Raw genomic sequence first — 14,363 nt, 5'->3', positions numbered from 1 at the left:
TTCCCCCAGGTTGTGTTCAGCCGTGGCGCCAGCCGCCGTGGCCGGGGTCGACGACACGCCCGCCGATCTGGGTGACCAGGCCCTCGCCCTCGGAAACCTGCCCCACGATGGTGAGGCCCGCGGGCTTGGGCGCGTCCGCGCGCAGCGTGCAGACCACCTCGTAATCGTCGCCGCCGGTGGCCAGCCGGATCAGCGCCTCGATGAGGTCGGGCTGGCCCTCCAGCCAGCTGGCGGCGGGGCCGGAGAGCGGGATCTGGTCCAGGTCCAGGGTGATGCGGACCCCGCTGGCGGCCGCGACGTGGCGCGCATCGGCCACCAGGCCGTCGGAGACGTCGGCGGACGCCGTTGCGAACCGCCTCAGGGCCTCTCGCAGGTCGAGCCTGGGGAACGGCAGGCGGTAGCGGCTGGCCAGCTGGCCCTCGGGGTCCGGGATCTCGCCCAGCACCGCGGAGAGGCCCAGCGCCCCGTCGCCGATCGTGCCGCTCACTGCCACGCGGTCGCCCGGCTGGGCGCCGCGCCGTCGGATCATGCGGCCCTCTGGCACCCAGCCCAGCGCCGTCAGGCTGGTCACGAACGGGCCTTCGGTGGAGACCGTATCCCCGCCCAGAAGGTCGATGCCGAAGGCCTCCAGGTCGGCGGACAGCCCCATGGCGAACCGAGCCCGGTCGCGCGCGCCGTAGGCCTTCGGCCAAGCCACGGCGAGGAAGCCGCCGAACGGTTCGGCGCCCTTGGCCGCCAGGTCGGAGAGGTTCACCCGCAGGAGCTTGCGCGCCACCAGGTCCGGCGCCTCGCCCTTGGGGAAGTGCACGCCCTCCACGAGTGCGTCCTTGGTCACCACGAGGTCGAACCCGGGCCGCGACGGGATCACCGCGGCGTCGTCCATGAGGTCGAAGGCCCCCGCCGCGCCGTGGGTCAGCGGGCGGAAGAGCCTTGCGATCTCTCCGAACTCGTCAGCGCCGGACATCCTGGGCCACCGCGTCGAGGGCTCCATTGACGAAGCCCGGCTCCGGCCCCTCGAAGAACGACTTCGCCAGCTCCACGTATTCGTCGATCACCACCTCGGTGGGCACGTCCTGGCGGTGGGTCAGCTCGTAGGCGCCGGCCCGCAGGATGGCGCGCACCGTGGCGTCCAGCCGCTCCAGCCGCCACCCGGTGGCGAGCTTGCGGGCGACGGCCACGTCCACCTCCTTCTGGTGGGCGACGACGCCGCGCACCAGGTCGGCGAAGAACGGCTCGTCGGCGCCGGCCAGCGTCATATCCTCGAGGTCGCGGTCGAAGCGGTGCTCGGTGAACTCGCGGATCACCGCTTCCGCCCCGGCCGAGGAGACCTCCATCTGGTAGAGCGCCTGGACGGCGGCGAGCCGCGCCACCGAACGCGCCTGCTTGACGGGCCCGGTCATCGCTTGCCGGCCAGCAGCTGCTGCTTCAGGTCGACCATGGTGAGCGCCGCGCGCGCCGCGCCGCCGCCCTTGTCGCCCTCGCTGATGCGGGCCCGCGCCCAGGCCTGCTCCTCGTCCTCGGTGGTCAGGATGCCGTTGCCGATGCACAGCCGCCGGCCGATGGTCAGGTCCATGATCCCGCGGGCGCTCTCGTTGGATACGATCTCGAAGTGGTAGGTCTCGCCGCGGATCACCGCGCCCAGGGCCACATAGCCGTCATAGGCCGGCCGGCCGGCCGGGCGGTGGCCGCCCTCCTCGGCGAAGGCGATGGCGGCGGGGATCTCCAGGGCGCCGGGGACGGTGACCACGTCGTACTCCGCCCCGAACGCCTTCAGGGCCTCGGTCGCGCCCTCCAGCAGGGCGTCGGCGAGGTCGTCGTAGAAGCGCGCCTCCACGATCAGGATGCGGATCGGCTCGTCGCTCATGGGGCTCCTAAGGGCTTGGAGGGAAGCCTTTAGGCGGTTTCGCGCCAGCGCGCGAGATAGCGCGCCAGCATGTCGATCTCGAGGTTCACCCGCGAGCCCGGCGTCAGCTCGCCCAGGGTGGTGACGTCCCAGGTGTGCGGGATCAGGTTCACGCCGAAGACGTCGTCCTCCACCTCGTTGACCGTCAGCGAGACGCCTTCGACGGTGATCGAGCCCTTCGGCGCGATGAAGCGGTGCAGCGGACGGGGGACCCGGATCCGCACGCGGTGGGAGCCGCCCTCGGCCTCGACGGAGACCACCTCGCCCACCCCGTCGACGTGGCCGGAGACGATGTGGCCCCCCAGTTCGTCGCCGACGCGGGCGGCGCGCTCCAGGTTCACTCGGCGGCCCTCGGACCAGTCCCCGAGCGTGCTCATGGCCAGCGTCTCCCCAGAGACCTCGACGGCGAACCAGCCCTCGCCCTTCTCGACCACGGTGAGGCAGACGCCCGCATGGCTGATCGAGGCGCCCAGGTCGACGGTCGAGAGGTCGAAGGCGGTCTCGATCTCGTAGCGGCGGTCGCGGTTGGTCTCGCGGACCGAGCGCACGCGTCCCACGTCGGTGACGATGCCGGTGAACATCAGATCCTCTCGTAGCGCTCCCAGAGGTCGTCGCCGAGCTGGGAGACCTCCGTGCGCCGGAAATGGGGCGCGTCGGCAAGCCCTGCAATGGCGAGCGCGCCGACGCCCGGCCGCCCCTCCCCGCCGATGACAATGGGGGCGCGGAACCACTCCAGCCGGTCGACGAGGCCGCAGCGAAGGAAAGAGGCCGCCACCTGGCCGCCGCCCTCGACGAACAGCCGCTCCAGGCCCTCGGCGGCCAGGGTCTGCACCACCGTCTTCAGTTCCGGCCGGTCCTCGCCCACGGCGCGGACCTGCAGGACCCGCACGCCGAGGTCGACGAGCACCGGGTCGGGCTCGGTGGTGGCGACAATGTAGGTGGGGGTATCGCGCGCGGTGCGGACCAGCTTGCAGTCAGGGCTGAGCCGCTGGCGGCTGTCCAGCACCACGCGGGCCGGCTGCGGGCCGTTCCAGCCGGGCGTGCGCACGGTGAGCTCCGGGTCGTCGGCCAGGGCGGTCTCTACGCCCACCAGCACCGCGTCGTGCTCGGCCCGCAGCCGGTGCGCCTGCTCGCGCGCGGCCTCGCCGGTGATCCAGCGGCTCTCGCCGGCGGCGGTGGCGATCCGGCCGTCCAGCGACGTGGCGAGCTTCAAGGTGACCATTTCCCTCCCATAAAGGGGAGGGACAGGCCGCGAAAGCGGCCAGGGTGAGGAAGTGGGGTCTGGGCGAGGGGGTCGGCGCTGGAACGCGGCTTCCTCACCCGGCTCGCCTTCGGCGAGCTGTCCCTCCCCAGGAGGGGAGGGAAATCAACGCTCTTCGGTCGCGGCTTCGGTCAGGCCTTCCTCGCCGAGGAACTTGGCGAAGTCCTCGGTTTCCTTGAAGTCGCGGTAGACGCTGGCGTAGCGGACGTAGGCCACGTCATCGAGCTGCTTCAGGTGCTTCATGACGAGCTCGCCGATGGCCGAGGACGGCAGCTCGGTCTCGCCCATGCTTTCCAGCTGGCGGGTGATGGCCGAGATCATCCGCTCCAGGCGCTCCGGGTCCACCGGGCGCTTGCGGGTCGCGATGGCGATCGAGCGGGCGAGCTTGTCGCGGTCGAACGGGGTGCGCCGGCCCGAGCGCTTGACGATGGTCAGCTCGCGCAGCTGCACGCGCTCGAAGGTGGTGAACCGGCCCCCGCAGTCGGGGCACAGGCGCCGACGACGGATCGCCGCCCCGTCCTCGGACGGGCGGCTGTCCTTCACCTGGCTCTCGGCATGACCGCAGAACGGGCAACGCATATTCCAGCCCCCTTCCCGGCCATAAAACGCGATTAGGCGTAGATGGGAAAGCGCTTCGTCAGCTGCACGACTTCCGAGCGTACCTTCTGCTCTACGGCGGTGTTGTCGCCGCCGGCTGCGACGCCGTCCAGGACCTCGCCGATCCACTTACCCACCTGCCGGAATTCGCCCGGGCCGAAGCCGCGAGTGGTGCCGGCCGGAGAGCCGACGCGCAGGCCCGAGGTCTGCATCGGCGGCAGGGGGTCGCCGGGGATCGAATTCTTGTTGGTGGTGATCCCGGCCCGCTCCAGCGCGATCTCGGCGTCGGCGCCGCTCACGCCCTTGGGCGTCAGGTCCACCAGCATGAGGTGGCTGTCGGTGCCGTTGGAGACGATCTTGAAACCCACGCTCTGCAGGCTGTCGGCCAGCGCACGGGCGTTGTCGATCACCTGGCGGGCGTAGAGCTTGAACTCGGGCCGAAGGGCCTCGCCGAAGGCGACGGCCTTGGCGGCGATCACGTGCATCAGCGGGCCGCCCTGCAGGCCGGGGAAGACGGCGCTGTCGATCTTCTTGGCCAGCTTCTTGTCGTTGGTGAGGATCATGCCGCCGCGGGGACCGCGCAGGGTCTTGTGGGTGGTGGTGGTGACCACGTGGGCGTGCGGGAACGGGTTCGGATAGGCGCCGGCGACGATCAGCCCGGCGTAGTGGGCCACGTCGCACATCAGGATGGCGCCCACCTCGTCGGCGATCTCGCGGAACTTCGCGAAGTCGATGGCGCGCGAATAGGCCGAGCCGCCGGCGATGATCACCTTCGGCTTCTCGGCGCGGGCGACCTCGAACGCCTCGTCGTAGTCGATCAGGTGGTCCTGGGCGCGGACGCCGTAGGCCACCGGGCGGAACCACTTGCCGGACTGGTTGACGCTCTTGCCGTGGGTCAGGTGGCCGCCGTGGTCCAGGTTCATGCCCATGAAGGTGTCGCCCGGCGCCATGGTGGCCATGAACACGGCCTGGTTCGCCTGGCTCCCCGAGTGGGGCTGGACGTTGGCGAACTCGCACCCGAACAGCTGTCTGGCCCGCTCCTGCGCCAGCCGCTCGGCCTCGTCCACCACCTCGCAGCCGCCGTAGTACCGCTTGCCCGGATAGCCTTCGGCGTACTTGTTGGTGAGGACGGACCCTTGGGCCTCCAGCACCGCCTTGGAGACGATGTTCTCCGAGGCGATCAGCTCGATCTGGTCCTGCTGCCGCTTCAGCTCCTGGCCGAGGATGGCGGCGATCTCCGGATCGCCCGTGGCGACCCCGTGGCCGAAGAAGTCTTCCGTGGAGGGCTGGGCTTGCACGTGCAGGGTCAAGGGCGGCGCCTTTCAGGACGGCGTTGAGTCTGGCGGGGCGGAGCCCGCTGTTTACCCTGATGCGCGCGGCCTTCCAACGGCCGGAACCAAACTCCCAGCTTCAGCGTTCCGGCCTAACCCATGGTGCACGCGACGCGGGGCGCCAGGCGGTAGCGTGCTGGGTAACTAAGGGGGTTTTGCATGAGCGTGGGTCCGGACACCGACGATCGTTCGGGCGAGGAAATCCTGCGCCTGGGGGCTGAGATCGTGGCGGCGTACGTCAGCCGCAATTCCGTCTCCGTCGAGTCGGTCCCCGAGATCATCCGCACCGTTCACCAGACGCTGGAAGGCATCTCCCGCGGCGGGGCCGTGCAGGCCCAGCCCGAGGAGCGCCCGAAGCCGGCGGTGCCGATCGGCAAGTCGGTGCAGCACGACTACATCGTCTGCCTCGAGGACGGTAAGCGCCTGAAGATGCTCAAGCGCTACCTGCGCTCTCGCTACAACATGAGCCCCGACGAGTACCGCCGCCGCTGGGGCCTGCCGCCCGACTACCCGATGGTGGCGCCGGCCTACGCGGCCCGCCGCTCGGACTTCGCCAAACAGATCGGCCTCGGCCGCGGCGTCCGGAGACGCAAGTAATGTCCTTCACCGACACGGGCCTGCGGCCCTTCGCCGAGAGCGGCTACGAGATCCTGGACGACGACCTGGAGGCGCGCCGCGAGGTGACCATCTGGTCGGTCGACCCGCTGGTCCCCAGGCTGGGCGACCTGTTCATCGTCGAGCGGGACGGCCTGATCCACGACGTGGTGGTGATCGAGATCGCCGTCTTCCGCGGCGGCTGGAGCGCCGTGTGCCGGGTCGTCGAGGTCTACGAATAATCGCCTGTGGATAGCGGCGCGTGCGCCTTGAAAGCGCCGCGCCGGGTGGCCAACTTCCATTTGCTTCGTGCGAGCCGCACTGGGCTTTCCGGCCGACTGATCACCGGCCAACCCAGCAAACGCCGTCGAGCCAGCCAGAACAGCGTGCAGCGGTCTAGCAGCCGCCTTGTCCGTGCATCGGATGCCGCCTGTTCTGGCGCCGGCTCCCCTTCCCCACCGCGCATGAAAAAGGCCTCCGGATCGCTCCGAAGGCCTTGTTTTCGGGCTTGCGCTGCGGCTTAGGCCGCGACGCCGCCGACGCGCTTGATGTTGCAGTGGACCCAGAGGGTCTCCAGCGCCTGGACCAGGTGGTCCATCATCTCGTCGGTATGGGCCGGCGAGGGCGTGAAGCGCAGGCGCTCGGTCCCGCGCGGCACGGTGGGGTAGTTGATCGGCTGGACGTACACCCCGTGCTCGTGGAGCAGGATGTCCGAGATCAGCTTGCAGTGGACGGCGTCGCCCACCAGCACCGGCACGATGTGGCTCACCGAGGGCATGACCGGCAGGCCGGCCTTGGCGAAGCGGGCCTTCAGGGTCGCGGCGCGCTCCTGGTGGGCCTGGCGCACCTCGTCGTGTTCCTTGAGGTAGCGGATCGAGGCCACCGCGCCCGCCGCCAACGCCGGCGGTAGCGACGTGGTGAAGATGAAGCCGTCGGCGTAGCTGCGGATGGCGTCGACGATCACCGCGTCGGCGGCGATGTAGCCGCCCATGACGCCGAACGCCTTGCCCAGGGTGCCTTCGATGATGTCGATCTCGGCCATCATCCCGTCGCGCTCGGCGACGCCTGCGCCGCGGGGGCCGTACATGCCGACCGCGTGGACCTCGTCGATGTAGGTCATGGCGCCGTACTTCTTGGCCAGCGCCACGGTGGCCGGGATGTCGGCGATGTCGCCGTCCATCGAATAGACGCTCTCGAAGGCGATCAGCTTGGGCGCGGCCGGGTCGGCCTCGAGCAGCAGCTGCTCGAGGTGCTCCAGGTCGTTGTGGCGGAACACCCGGCGCTGCTCGCGCTTGCCGGCGCGGATGCCGGAGATCATCGAGTTGTGGTTCAGCTCGTCGGAGAAGACGATCAGGCCGGGCAGGATCTTGTAGAGCGTCGACAGCGACGCCTCGTTGGACACGTAGCCGGAGGTGAACAGCAGCGCGGCTTCCTTGCCGTGCAGGTCGGCGAGCTCGCGCTCCAGCTCGACGTGGTAGTGGGTGGTGCCGGAGATGTTGCGGGTGCCGCCGGAGCCGGCGCCGGCCTCCTCGATCGCCTTGTGCATGGCGTCGAGCACGACGGGGTTCTGGCCCTGGCCGAGGTAGTCGTTGGAGCACCAGACGGTGACGTCCTGCTGGGTCCCGTCGTCCCGGGTCCAGGTGGCGCAGGGGAACTCGCCGCGGTGACGCTTAAGGTCCGCGAAGACCCGGTAGCGGCCCTCTGCGTGGACCCTTTCCAAGGCGGTCTTGAACGCGGCTCTGTAATCCATCGACTTAAGTTCCCGACGACGTCGCGACGATAATACGCCGAAACGGCCCCTTTTACGACCGGCGCTTTTGGACCTGCGGCGCCTGTTTGTCTACCGAGGGGGACTCTACGGTCCCTTGATTTCCGTCAATCGCCGCCCGGATTTCGCCAGCGACATACGCGGTCTACGGAAGTTGGCCCCGGAAGAGCTGCAGGATGGCGGAGAAGTCCTTACCGCCATAACCGAGTTTTTCGAACAGGGCATATAGGCCCTCCGCCTGCGCGCCCAAGGGGGCCGCAGCGCCCGATTTCGCCGCAGCCTCCTGGGCGAGCTTCAGGTCCTTCAGCATCATCGCCGTGGCGAAGCCGCCCTCGTAGTCGCGGTTCGAGGGCGCCGCCGGCACCGGTCCCGGCCAGGGGCAGTAGCTGGTCAGGCTCCAGCACTGGCCGGAGGACTGCGAGGAGATCTCGTGGAACTTCACCGGGTCGAGGCCGAGCTTCTCGGCCAGCGCCAAGGCCTCACAGACCGCGATCATAGAGGCGCCCAGGACCATGTTGTTGCAGATCTTGGCCGCCTGCCCGGCGCCGTGGTCTCCGGCCCGGATGGTGGCCCGGGACATGGGCGCGATGACCCGCTCCACCTCGGCGAAATCCGCCTCGTCGCAGCCGACCATGAAGGCCAGGGTCCCGGCCTCGGCGGCCGCGACCCCGCCGGAGACCGGGGCGTCGGCGAAGCGGAAGCCCTTCTCCCTTGCCTGGGCGGCGACGGCGCGGGCGCTTTCCACGTCGATGGTGGAGCAGTCGATCAGCAGCGCGCCCGCCGGGGCGTTGGGGAACACCTGCTCGGCGTAGACCGAGCGCACGTGCGGGCCAGCCGGTAGCATGGTGACCACCGCCTCGGCGTCGCGCACCGCCTCGGCGACCGAGCCCGCCGCCGAACACCCGGCTGCCAGCGCCTTCTCGACGGCGGCCGCGGAGAGGTCGAAGGCGCTCACGGCCCGCTGGGCCTTGGCCTGGCAGGCGGCCATGCCGCCGCCCATGTTGCCGAGGCCGATGAACGCGACGCGAGTCATTTAAACGCCTTTACTTCAGCTGCTTAGCGAGGCTTGCGGAACTTGTAGATGAACTGGTCCGTGTGCCCGCGCAACGACGGGTCGAAGACGCCCTTGGTGTGGTCGTCGGCCGGGTTGGCGAGCGCCCTGCTCTCGCCCTCGTAGCGGAAGCCGGCGGCCTCCAGGTTGCGGCGGACCACGGCCGGGTCGATCCGGTGCAGGGTGTTGGCGGTGGGTCCCACCTCGGCGCCGGCGTTGGCCGCGTGGTCGAGGATGATCAGCACGCCGCCCGGCTTGATGGCGTTGAAGATCGCCTTGTCCACGCTCGGGACGTCCAGGTTGAACCGGGTCAGGTAGAGGTCGTGGTAGTTCTGGGAGGTCCAGAACACGTCCACCGGCTCCGGGAGCGCCAGGTTGGCGAAGGGGACCGGGGTCACCTGCACGTTGGGATAGCCCTGGGCCACGGCGATGATCGGCGGCGGCTGCTGGGCGTTGGGGGCCGGCGGGTTGATCACCGCATAGACCTTGCCCGACGGGCCCACCGCCTTGGCGAAGATGCGGGTGAAGTAGCCGCCGCCGGGGAGGAAGTCGGCCACCTTCATGCCCGGCCTGACGCCGGCGAAGGCCAGCATCTCGGCGGGCTTGCGGTCGGCGTCGCGCTTGACGTCGGCCTCGGGCCGGGCCGGATCGGCGATGGCCGCGGCGATGGTCGAGCCGCCGCCGGACGAGCCGCCGGTGCTCGCGCACGCCGACAGCGCCAGGGCCGCCACGGCGGCCAGAATCAGCTTGGAATTCATCTCTGTGTCCTCCCCGACCGCGTCAGCGGTCCTACGCTCAGGGTAGTGGCGTCCACTCTTCGGCGGAAGGCAAGGGCGCGAAGATCTCGTCCAGCATGGCCTCGGTGACGCCTTCCAGCGTCGGCGGGTCCCAGCGGGGCGCGTTGTCCTTCTCGACGATCACGGCGCGCACCCCCTCCAGGAAGTCGTGCCGCTGCACCACGCGGGCGCCGATCCGGTACTCCATGGCCATGTTCTCGGCGAAGGACTTCGCCTGGCCGCCCAGCTTCAGCTGCCGGAAGGCGACCTTCAGGGTCTGCGGGGACTTGGTGGCGAGCACCTTCAGCTGCTCGCGGGACCAGTCGGTGTCGGCCCGCTCCAGCTCGGCCACGATGGCTTCGACGCTGTCCTGGCCGAAGATGCGGTTGATCTCGTCCTGGTGCTGGGCCACGGCCGGCCGGCCGGGATCGGCCTCCATCTCGGTGAGCAGGGTCTCCATGGCCGCGGGCTCGGCGATGACGCCGGCCTTGAACCGTTCGATGTCCTTGCTCTCGATGTAGTCGGTGGCGACGCCCAGGAGCTCGCAGTCGGCCGCCTTGATCCGCGCCCCGGTGAGCGCCAGCCACAGCCCGATGTGGTCGGGCATCCTGGGCAGGTACCAGCCGCCGCCCACGTCGGGGAACAGGCCGATCCCCGTCTCCGGCATGGCGAAGGTGGTCCGCTCGGTGGCGATCCGGAACCGGCAGGGCCGCGACAGCCCCACGCCGCCGCCCATGGTCACCCCGTCCATCACCGCGATGATGTGCTTGGGGTAGTGGAACAGCAGATGGTTCAGCCGGTACTCGGTGTGGAAGAACTCGCGGGCCTCGGCCCCATCCTTCGCCCCGCTGTCGGCCAGCATGCGGATGTCGCCGCCGGCGCAGAAGCCCCGCTCGCCGGCGTGGTCGAGCAGCACCAGCTTGACGATCGGGTTGTCCACCCAGGTCGTCAGCGCGTCGGTGATCAGCCGGCACATGTTCGTGGTCAGCGCGTGCAGCGCCTTCGGGCGGTTCAGGGTGATCCGCCCCACCGCCCCTTCGATGCGGATCAGGACTTCCGGCTCTTCACTCATTGGCGCAGCAGCTCCCGCGCGGTGATCACGCGCATGATCTCGTTGGTCCCCTCGAGGATCTGGTGGACCCGCAGGTCGCGGACGATGCGCTCCAGCGGGTAGTCGCGCAGGTAGCCGTAGCCGCCGTGCAGTTGAAGCGCCTGGTTGGCCACCTCGAAGCCGGCGTCGGTGGCGAACCGCTTGGCCATGGCGCAGTACTGGGTGGCCTTGGGGTCGCGCTTGTCGAGGGCGTCGGCCGCGCGGCGGACCATCAGCCGGGCGGCCTCCAGCTCGGTGGCCATGTCCGCCAGCCGCCACTGCAGCCCCTGGAACTCCTTCAGGGCCTGGCCGAACTGCTTGCGGGTCTCCAGGTGCGCCCTGGCGGTGTCGAGCGCCAGCTGGGCGCCGCCGAGGCTGCAGGACGCGATGTTGATCCGCCCGCCGTCGAGGCCCGCCATGGCGAAGCGGAAGCCGTCGCCCTCCGCGCCGATGCGGTTTTCCTCCGGCACGCGGCAGTCGTCGAAGTTCACCTGGGCGGTGGGCTGGGCGTTCCAGCCCATCTTCTTTTCCTGGCCCCCGAAGGAGAGGCCGGGCGCGTCCTTCTCCACCACGAAGGCCGAGATCCCCTTCGGCCCCGGCCCGCCGGTCCGCGCCATGACCACATAGACGTCGGACGTTCCCGCGCCGGAGATGAAGGCCTTGGAGCCGTTCAGGACATAGTCGCCGCCGTCCTTGCGCGCGGTCGTGCCCAGCGCCGCCGCGTCGGACCCCGACCCCGGCTCCGTCAGGCAGTAGGAGGCGATGAACTCCATGGCGGTGAGCTTCGGCAGGTACCTGCGCCGCAGCTCGTCGGCGCCGAACCGGTCGATCATCCAGGCTGCCATGTTGTGGATCGAGATGAAGGCCGAGACCGCCACGTCGCCGTAGGAGAGCGCCTCGAACACGATCGAGGCGTCGAGTCGCGACAGCCCCGACCCGCCCACGTCCTCAGCCACGTAGAGGCCGGCGAATCCCAGCTCGGCGGCCTTGCGCAGCACGTTCACGGGGAAGTGCTTCTCCTCGTCCCAGCGGGCGGAATGCGGCGCCATTTCCGCTTCGGCGAAGGCGCGCGCGGCCTCCTCGATGGCTCGCTGGTCGTCGGTGAGGCTGAAGTCCATGGCGCGCCAAATTGACCAAAGGGATTGAGGAACTGGCTCCGCTGGCGCACCCTGTCAATCGACATGGGCGGCTTTGGGGGGCCGTAATGGCGACGGAATACCTGGGGGCGCGGGCGACGGCGCGGCCGACCGACACGTCCATGAACCTGGCGATGCTGGGGTATGGGCTGCTGTTCCTGTCCGTGTTCTTCGCAGGTCTGACGGCGCTGGTGGCGGTGGTCATCGCCTATTCCCAGAAGGACGCCGCCCCGAAGCGGATCCGTTCGCACTTCAACTTCCAAATCCGGATGTTCTGGATCGCGCTTGCCCTGACCCTGGGGGCGGCGGCCTGCGCCTCGGCCGGGGTGGTCGCGGGCCTGGGCCAGATCGTCGACGTCGCCGCCATCAGCGGCTTCGACGGGGTGGGCAACATGCACGTCGAGCTCTCCGACGTGACCATCGATTCGAGCACCATCGCGCTCCTCGGCGCGGCCCTGGTGCTGGGCCTGCTCTCCACCTTCTGGCTGATCGTGGCCTCCTCCATCGGCTTCGTCAGGCTTGCCTCGGAGCCCATCGGGCAGTAGCCGCAGGCTCATGACCCTCCCGCCCCTCGCCGCCTACCCAGCGCTCCGCCTTCGCCGCCTTCGCCAGACCGACTGGGTCCGCCGTCTGGTGCGCGAGAGCGTGCTCACCCCGGCGGACCTGATCTGGTCGATGGTGGTCCACGAGGGCGAGGGCCAGGTCCCGGTGGGCTCGATGCCGGGCATCAGCCGCTTCTCCGTGAAGGACGCCGCCGCCGCGGCCCGCGAGGCCCGCGACCTGGGCATTCCCGCCATCGCCGTCTTCCCGCACATCGACGGGGCCAAGAAGGACGCCGAGGGCACGCTCGCCCATGACGCCGATGGCCTGGTGGCCCGCGCCGTCAAGGCCATGAAGGACGCCGCCCCCGAGGTCGGGATCATGTGCGACGTGGCGCTGGACCCGTTCACCACCCACGGCCACGACGGCGTCGTGCGCGGCGGCCGCATCGTCAACGACGAGACCATCGAGCGGCTGGTCCATCAGGGGATCATGCAGGCCCGCGCCGGCTGCGACATCCTCGCCCCCTCCGACATGATGGACGGCCGCTGCGGGGCGCTCCGGACTGCGCTGGAGGCCGAGGGCCTGCAGGACGTGATGATCATGTCCTACGCGGCCAAGTACGCCTCGGCCTTCTACGGCCCCTACCGCGAGGCCATCGGCTCCGGGAAGCTCGGCAGCGGCGACGTGGAGAACCCCGGCGACAAGCGCACCTACCAGATGGACCCGGCCAACCACGCCGAGGCCCTGCGCGAGGTGGCGCTCGACATCGCCGAGGGCGCGGACATGGTCATGGTCAAGCCCGGCCTGCCCTACCTCGACATCGTCCGCCAGGTGGTCGACGCCTTCTCCCTGCCCACCTTCGCCTTCCAGGTCTCCGGCGAGTACGCCATGCTCATGGCCGCCGCCCAGAATGGCTGGCTCGACGAGGAGCGGGCGATCCTGGAGAGCCTCGGCGCCTTCAAGCGCGCCGGCGCCGCCGGCGTGATCACCTATTTCGCGCCCCGGGCGGCCCGGCTGCTGGGTGCCTAGGTCGAGAAGTAGGCGCTGGGCCCGTCCCAGCCGGGCAGGTCGCGCTCGTCGACGTAGCGCAGGCCGATCTTCTTCAGCACGTTCTGCGAGGCCTCGTTGTCGGGCGTGGTGATCGCCACGATGGTCCCCAGCGCCAGCGGCCCCTGGGCGTGTTTCAGCACCGCCTCGGCGGCCTCGCGGGCGTAGCCGCGTCCCCAGGCCCGCTCCAGCAGCGCATAGCCGATGTCCACATGCGGGAGGACGTCACGCTTCACCAGCCCCGCCAGGCCTACCGGCGCGCCCTCGCCCTTCGGGACCACGCCCCACATGCCGAAGCCGTGGTCGCGGTAGCTGGAGGTGATCCGCTCGCCGATGTAGGCGCGCGCCGCCGCCTCCGTGCGCACCCCGCGGTCGGCGATGTAGCGGATGAACCCGGGCGAATTCAGCAGCTCCAGCATGAACCCGGCGTCGTCCTCGGTGATCTCGCGCAGGGTCAGGCGATCCGTCTCTATTACAACCACACCTTCCAAAGCCATCTCCGAGTCAGATTTCGTCACCGAAATAGTCTTCCACTCTGGGCATATATCGCTGCACATAGCTGTTTTTCGGGGCCATTTCTGTCAGAAACGTCTTTAACACGTCCTTATCTAAGCTCTTCGCGTCGGTGATCGACGTAAATTTGGAGGTAGATTTACTTTCTATAACTCTAGCGGCGTGCAACCCACGCAAAAACCCCTTCGCGAAAGAGGCAGACCTAGTGTCCCAAATGTCTTCGAAGCGGACCCTCTTCCCAGTCGCAGCTGCCAGCGCACAAGCATACATTGCCATCACGCCTCCAGGGGGAGCTCGCTCCAAGAGTACGCTCAACTCGGACTCTTCCCCGCTCTTGCTGGGCGAGCCCTCGCTTTCTGCGGCTTCGACCACGGCGGCCACCTGCGCGCGTTGAGCGCCCCAGGTTTCCTGCGCGCGGTCGAGTCTTTCGGCCATATCCCCCAACGCGCTTGGGATAGCCTCGACCTTGGAAGCCAACTCGGTGGTTGAGCGATCTAAACTAGAAGCGACAGACTCGATCTTGCCGGATGAGGAACTAAGTGACGCAAGTGTGTACTGTATATTCTCTGTTGATTTATTCGTCATCAGTATCGCGATTACGGCAAGAATCAATGAGGACACAGCTGCCGCGAATGATATCATGTTAAATAAGGTATCGTTTCCCGACCACAGTGTGCTGGCGATCAAGACGGCAATTGCACCGACGATTCCCAGCCAATATCTATAGTGAAGTTCTTTTTCGCGCTGTTCCAT

The 14,363-nt window shown here is 69.0% G+C and carries 18 protein-coding genes; 4 read left to right on the top strand and 14 right to left on the bottom strand.

Annotation, left to right across the window (positions count from 1 at the left end):
• Window positions 1–16: 16 nt before the first annotated feature.
• The 7 genes from thiL to glyA form a co-directional block, all read right to left on the bottom strand.
• Window positions 17–991, bottom strand: coding sequence for a thiamine-phosphate kinase (thiL, locus tag VIL76_RS19440; protein ID WP_414695448.1), 975 nt, complete (start codon window positions 989–991; stop codon window positions 17–19).
• Window positions 951–1,400, bottom strand: a complete 450-nt coding sequence (gene nusB / locus VIL76_RS19435; protein WP_332046728.1) for a transcription antitermination factor NusB — start codon at window positions 1,398–1,400, stop codon at window positions 951–953. The genes thiL and nusB overlap by 41 nt, the downstream gene beginning before the upstream one ends.
• Window positions 1,397–1,864 (bottom strand): 6,7-dimethyl-8-ribityllumazine synthase, encoded by a 468-nt coding sequence (gene ribH / locus VIL76_RS19430; RefSeq protein ID WP_332046727.1) that lies wholly within the window; start codon window positions 1,862–1,864, stop codon window positions 1,397–1,399. Before ribH ends, nusB begins: the two co-directional genes overlap by 4 nt.
• Before the next feature lie 29 nt (window positions 1,865–1,893).
• The gene (locus VIL76_RS19425) at window positions 1,894–2,484 is read right to left on the bottom strand and encodes a riboflavin synthase (RefSeq protein ID WP_332046726.1); all 591 of its coding nucleotides are present in this window, start codon (window positions 2,482–2,484) and stop codon (window positions 1,894–1,896) included.
• On the bottom strand, window positions 2,484–3,125 hold the full coding sequence (locus tag VIL76_RS19420; RefSeq protein ID WP_332046725.1) for a RibD family protein: 642 nt from the start codon (window positions 3,123–3,125) through the stop codon (window positions 2,484–2,486). Before VIL76_RS19420 ends, VIL76_RS19425 begins: the two co-directional genes overlap by 1 nt.
• A 144-nt stretch (window positions 3,126–3,269) precedes the next feature.
• Window positions 3,270–3,743 carry a transcriptional regulator NrdR gene (gene nrdR / locus VIL76_RS19415; RefSeq protein WP_332046724.1) on the bottom strand — a complete coding sequence of 158 codons (474 nt, stop codon included), beginning with the start codon at window positions 3,741–3,743 and terminating at the stop codon, window positions 3,270–3,272.
• A gap of 32 nt (window positions 3,744–3,775) precedes the next feature.
• Window positions 3,776–5,065, bottom strand: coding sequence for a serine hydroxymethyltransferase (gene glyA / locus VIL76_RS19410; protein ID WP_332046778.1), 1,290 nt, complete (start codon window positions 5,063–5,065; stop codon window positions 3,776–3,778).
• A gap of 186 nt (window positions 5,066–5,251) precedes the next feature.
• On the opposite strand from glyA, the gene VIL76_RS19405 reads away from it, so the two are divergent.
• Together VIL76_RS19405 and VIL76_RS19400 are read left to right on the top strand one after the other, a co-directional pair.
• Window positions 5,252–5,689, top strand: a complete 438-nt coding sequence (locus tag VIL76_RS19405; RefSeq protein ID WP_332046723.1) for a MucR family transcriptional regulator — start codon at window positions 5,252–5,254, stop codon at window positions 5,687–5,689.
• Entirely contained in the window at window positions 5,689–5,928 is a 240-nt protein-coding gene (locus tag VIL76_RS19400) for a hypothetical protein (RefSeq protein WP_332046722.1), read from the top strand. The genes VIL76_RS19405 and VIL76_RS19400 overlap by 1 nt, the downstream gene beginning before the upstream one ends.
• Before the next feature lie 278 nt (window positions 5,929–6,206).
• On the opposite strand, the gene hemA is transcribed toward VIL76_RS19400, so the two are convergent.
• The 5 genes from hemA to VIL76_RS19375 all read right to left on the bottom strand — a co-directional run bounded on the left by hemA (window position 6,207) and on the right by VIL76_RS19375 (window position 11,489).
• Window positions 6,207–7,436, bottom strand: a complete 1,230-nt coding sequence (gene hemA, locus VIL76_RS19395; RefSeq protein WP_332046721.1) for a 5-aminolevulinate synthase — start codon at window positions 7,434–7,436, stop codon at window positions 6,207–6,209.
• Window positions 7,437–7,599: 163 nt separating this feature from the next.
• Complete coding sequence (gene mmsB, locus VIL76_RS19390; protein ID WP_332046720.1) at window positions 7,600–8,487, bottom strand: 3-hydroxyisobutyrate dehydrogenase; 888 nt, start codon at window positions 8,485–8,487, stop codon at window positions 7,600–7,602.
• Window positions 8,488–8,510: 23 nt separating this feature from the next.
• Window positions 8,511–9,263, bottom strand: a complete 753-nt coding sequence (locus VIL76_RS19385) for a methyltransferase (protein ID WP_332046719.1) — start codon at window positions 9,261–9,263, stop codon at window positions 8,511–8,513.
• Window positions 9,264–9,300: 37 nt separating this feature from the next.
• Complete coding sequence (locus tag VIL76_RS19380; protein WP_332046718.1) at window positions 9,301–10,353, bottom strand: enoyl-CoA hydratase/isomerase family protein; 1,053 nt, start codon at window positions 10,351–10,353, stop codon at window positions 9,301–9,303.
• The gene (locus VIL76_RS19375; RefSeq protein ID WP_332046717.1) at window positions 10,350–11,489 is read right to left on the bottom strand and encodes an isobutyryl-CoA dehydrogenase; all 1,140 of its coding nucleotides are present in this window, start codon (window positions 11,487–11,489) and stop codon (window positions 10,350–10,352) included. The genes VIL76_RS19380 and VIL76_RS19375 overlap by 4 nt, the downstream gene beginning before the upstream one ends.
• Before the next feature lie 86 nt (window positions 11,490–11,575).
• Here VIL76_RS19375 and VIL76_RS19370 point away from each other — a divergent pair, with 86 nt between their 5' ends.
• Both VIL76_RS19370 and hemB read left to right on the top strand, forming a co-directional pair.
• A complete protein-coding gene (locus tag VIL76_RS19370) occupies window positions 11,576–12,052 on the top strand; it encodes a hypothetical protein (RefSeq protein WP_332046716.1) in 477 nt (158 codons plus the stop codon).
• A 10-nt stretch (window positions 12,053–12,062) separates the two neighbouring features.
• On the top strand, window positions 12,063–13,079 hold the full coding sequence (gene hemB / locus VIL76_RS19365; protein WP_332046715.1) for a porphobilinogen synthase: 1,017 nt from the start codon (window positions 12,063–12,065) through the stop codon (window positions 13,077–13,079).
• Here hemB and VIL76_RS19360 read toward each other — a convergent pair.
• Both VIL76_RS19360 and VIL76_RS19355 read right to left on the bottom strand, forming a co-directional pair.
• Window positions 13,076–13,615, bottom strand: coding sequence for a GNAT family N-acetyltransferase (locus VIL76_RS19360; RefSeq protein WP_332046714.1), 540 nt, complete (start codon window positions 13,613–13,615; stop codon window positions 13,076–13,078). The genes hemB and VIL76_RS19360 overlap by 4 nt on opposite strands.
• Window positions 13,602–14,363 carry a hypothetical protein gene (locus tag VIL76_RS19355; protein WP_332046713.1) on the bottom strand — a complete coding sequence of 254 codons (762 nt, stop codon included), beginning with the start codon at window positions 14,361–14,363 and terminating at the stop codon, window positions 13,602–13,604. Before VIL76_RS19355 ends, VIL76_RS19360 begins: the two co-directional genes overlap by 14 nt.

The organism is Phenylobacterium sp., assembly GCF_036563285.1.
Lineage (GTDB): Bacteria > Pseudomonadota > Alphaproteobacteria > Caulobacterales > Caulobacteraceae > Phenylobacterium.
Note: the sequence above shows the minus strand (reverse complement) of the source record. Positions and strands in the feature narration are given on the sequence as shown.